At 71.3% G+C, this 3,645-nt stretch carries 2 protein-coding genes and 1 pseudogene; 1 reads left to right on the forward strand and 2 read right to left on the reverse strand.

Features of this window, described 5'->3' with window-relative positions; genetic code table 11:
• Both ACOJUF_RS20145 and ACOJUF_RS20150 read right to left on the reverse strand, forming a co-directional pair.
• Positions 1–1,589: hypothetical protein (locus ACOJUF_RS20145; RefSeq protein WP_420123602.1), on the reverse strand; the 1,589-nt coding region annotated here is incomplete at its 3' end.
• 368 nt (positions 1,590–1,957) lie between these two features.
• The gene (locus tag ACOJUF_RS20150; RefSeq protein WP_420123603.1) at positions 1,958–2,464 is read right to left on the reverse strand and encodes a hypothetical protein; all 507 of its coding nucleotides are present in this window, start codon (positions 2,462–2,464) and stop codon (positions 1,958–1,960) included.
• Between the two features lie 248 nt (positions 2,465–2,712).
• On the opposite strand from ACOJUF_RS20150, the pseudogene ACOJUF_RS20155 reads away from it, so the two are divergent.
• A pseudogene (locus tag ACOJUF_RS20155) lies at positions 2,713–3,645 on the forward strand (hydrolase); the annotation flags it as partial.

The following is a 3,645-nucleotide window of genomic DNA, read 5'->3' on the forward strand; positions in this document are numbered from 1 at the left end:
GTGGCCAGGTACTCGATGTCGCCCGGCTGCAGACCCTTGAGCAGCGAGACGAAGATGTCGCTGAACGACCGGACCGGCGAGACGTACCACTGGCCGTCCACCTGGGTGGTGACCAGGCCAAGGCCGATGAGCTGCTTGAACTCCCGCTTGATGATGTCGATGCCCTGCTGGTCGAGCTCACCGGTGTCGGCGAGCTGCGAGATGTAGGAATCGATCGTGTTGTCGTCCAACGTGACGGTCGGCTGCCCGGGCACGGTCAGGGTCAGCGACCCGGCGGCCGGGTCGCGCTCGACCGACACGGTCTGGCCGTCGGCGGTCAGCTCCAGCGACTTGATCGAGACCTTCTTGCCGCCGGTGACGTCGGAGACGTCCCACGAGACGTTGTCGATGGTGAAGCCCAGGTCCTGCATGTCGCTGCCCAGACCGTCGGAGTTGGCCTGGTCCAGGATCAGCTGGCCGTAGTCGTGCAGGGCGCCCATCTCGTCCGGCGGGGTCACCGCGATGATGGTCTTCAGGTCGCCCGTGGACGCGGCGTCGATCAGCTTGTTGACCGCGTCCTCCGGGCTGCCGGAGCCCTGCGGGGCGATCGCGTCGGCGGCCGTCGGGTTCGGCAGGCCGGCGGCGTGCGCGGCGTTGTCGGCGATCGAGTAGAAGAAGCTGACGTACCACTTGCCGTCCCGCTGCACCGTGGCGACCCGCAGCGGCTCGCCGTTGTTCTTGGCGACCTCGTCGGCGATGTTCACCGTCTGCGACTGCGGCTGGACCTGGTCCAGCTCGGACCCGAACGTCTGCTTGAACGAGTCCGACAGCGGCAGATCGGCGGCATTGCTCTCGACGGTGATCGTGCCCGAGTTGAGCTTGACGATCTGCAGGTGGTCGTTGACCACCTCCGGCGCACCGGCGAAACCGAGGTCCTTGACGGTGATCTTGGTGCCGGTCAGCTGGTCGACCGAGGCGTCCGACTTGAGCACCTCGAGCCGCTTGAGCTCGGTGATGATGTCGGTGTTCAGGTCGGTGAACAGCGCGGCCTCGGCCGGGTCGAGCTGGTCGGCCAGGCCGATCGGGTCGGAGTTGCTCAGCGTCGAGAACAGGGCGGTGACGGACTGCTCGGGCGTGCTCTGCCCGGAGTCGCCGCCGGCGGCCGTGCTGTTCTGATTGCGGAAGGCGAAGAACCAGACGCCGGCGGCGGCCACCAGGGCGACCACGACGACCAGCGCGATGATCAGCGGTGCCTTGCTCTTCTTCGGCCCTTCACCGCCGGCCGGCCCCTGCACGTCCCAGGGCTGTCCGGGCCCGCCGGGCCCGCCGGGACCCGGCGGCGGGAACGTCTGGGTGGGCGGCTGCTGCCACCCCTGCGGTCCGGTGGCCGGCTGCTGGGGCCACCCCTGCGGACCCGTGGGCGGCTGCGACCAGCCCTGCGGCCCACCGGGCTGACCACCGTACTGGCCGCCGGGTTGCCCCGACGGATTCGCGCCCGGTCCGGGCTGCGACCACCCCTGGGGGCCGGTCGGCGGCTGCTGCTGCCATCCCGGTGGCGGCCCGCCGGCCGGCCCCTGAGCAGGACCCTGGGGTCCGCCGTGCTCGCTCATCGCGCATCCTCCTGGCGGCGACCTCGCACGCTGGGTCGCCGATCGCTCGTCGATGGCTGCTGATGATTCGCTCGGCAAGGCTGGCTCATCGCGCGTGCATCCCTTCTCTACTTCCCGATCCGGCGGTCCTGCTCGACCGCCGTGCTGACGTTCATGTCGACGGCCCGGGGACGTTCGTCCCGGGGCCGACCCGATGGTGGTGATCCGTGGCGACGCGACCGGGCGGGCTCACCCGGCCCGGTCAGGGCCGCAGGTTCAGGAGCATCCGAGGCTCCCGTTCGGACACCCCGCGACGCCATGACGATGTGACGTAGCTCTCAGTCATTTGGTTGCACCCCCGCACACCATCATGACCCACGTGTGCCGATTCATCGACCTTCTGTGCGGCGAACGGGTGAACCGTGACCGAAAATCAACCCGACGCCGCCGGCGACCAGCAGCAGGCCACCGGCCGCCATGACGCTGGGTCCCAGGGGGTCGAGCCGGACGGTGAGCCCGATCTTGCCCAGGGTGAGCGCCAGGATGCCCAGGGCGAGCACCGACATCACCAGACCGATCGACGTCGCCAGCGCACCCGCCGTGCGCCACCACCGGAGGGCGGCCGCGATGACCGGGGCGAAACACAGCGCCGCCAGCACGGGCAGGGCGGCCAGCAGTCGGGCCAGTACCCCCTCGCCGGCGATGCCCAGCCGATCGGCCACGCCCGCGATCGCGTAGATCGAGCGGGTGACGCTGCCGGAGGCGACCCACGGAAGGAACGACCCCGCGATCGCCAGGACCAGCCCGGCGCCGGCCAGCCAGCAGTGGGCGATCCGCCACCGCAGGTGCCGGCGCCGCGCCGCGGCTGGGTCGATCGCCGGTTCGAGCGGGGCCATCGGGCCAGTCTTCCCGATGCCGTGACCGTCATCGGAGCGGGGCGACCACCCCGCGTCTGCGGTCGCGATCTGGCCGGTGATGACCGATTTGTGCATTCTGTGACAGAAGTGTTTACCGTGACCGCTGGCCAATAGGGGGATGAGAGTGGCATGGTGCATCTGGCGTGTCGTCTTGACAGGTGTCGCCGGACTCGTCCGGCACGGGTGGTAGCCGTACATCGCGGCCAACGTGAGGGAGGTGTGACGTCATGCCGGTGCGTTCTCGCGCCCACTCTGCCTGGCGTCCTCATGGCCGGTCGACGGGTGGTCGGCTGATCGCGGCGGGGCCACGGCCGCGCGGGCTGCGGCTGGCCATCGCCGCCGCGCTGGCGGCCGGGTTGCTGCTCGGCGTCGCGGTGCCGGCCGGGGCGGTGCCGCCGCCGCCGGACAACCCGTCCGACGACCAGATCCAGCAGAGCCAGAACGACGCCGCCGCCCAGGCGGCGGAGGTGGGCCGGCTGGCCGGCCTGGTCGCCCAGACCGAGGGCGACATCCAGCGGCTGCAGAACGACATGGAGATGAAGGCCGAACTGGCCAACAAGGCCCGGGTCGATCTGCAGGTCGCCGAATCGGATGCCGCTGCCGCGGCGTCCGCGGCCCAGCACGCGCGCGACGACGTCACGGCCGCGGACCAGGCCGTCACGGAGGCCAAGAACAAGGCGGCCGCCTTCGCCGCCGCCTCGTTCCGCCAGGGATCGGTGCTCGGCTCGCTGTCCGCGTACTGGGATGCCGGCAGTGCCGGCGACGTCCTGCAGCGGCAGGAGCTGCTGGGCCAGATGTCGGGCTCCCAGCTCAACGCGATGAGCAATCTGGAGGCCACCCGGACCCGCAAGGCCAATCTGGACTCGCCCGCGCGGGCCGCGGCCGACGCCGCCGACGCCGCCCGCGCGCGGGCCGACAAGGCCAAGGCCGCGGCCGACCAGGCCCAGCAGGAGGCCGCGGACGCGCTGCAGGCCGGCGAGAACCAGTTGGCCGCCCTGCAGGCCCAGCACGACCAGCAGCAGAACGCCTACCAGGCCGCGCTGGCCACCGTCGCCGGCCTGCAGAACCAGCGCGACCAGTACAACCAGTGGCTCGCGCAGAAGCAGGCCGAGGAGGAGGCCGCGCGCAAGGCGGCCGAGGAGGCCGCGCGCCAGGCCGCC

The sequence above is a fragment of the Nakamurella sp. genome (genome assembly GCF_048594475.1).
In the GTDB taxonomy this organism is placed as follows: Bacteria; Actinomycetota; Actinomycetes; order Mycobacteriales; family Nakamurellaceae; genus Nakamurella.

What these genes read in the sequence shown, in the direction of transcription:
- ACOJUF_RS20150 (WP_420123603.1), bottom strand. Translation starts at nt 2,464, where the DNA reads ATGGCCCCGCTCGAACCGGCGATCGACCCAGCCGCGGCGCGGCGCCGG.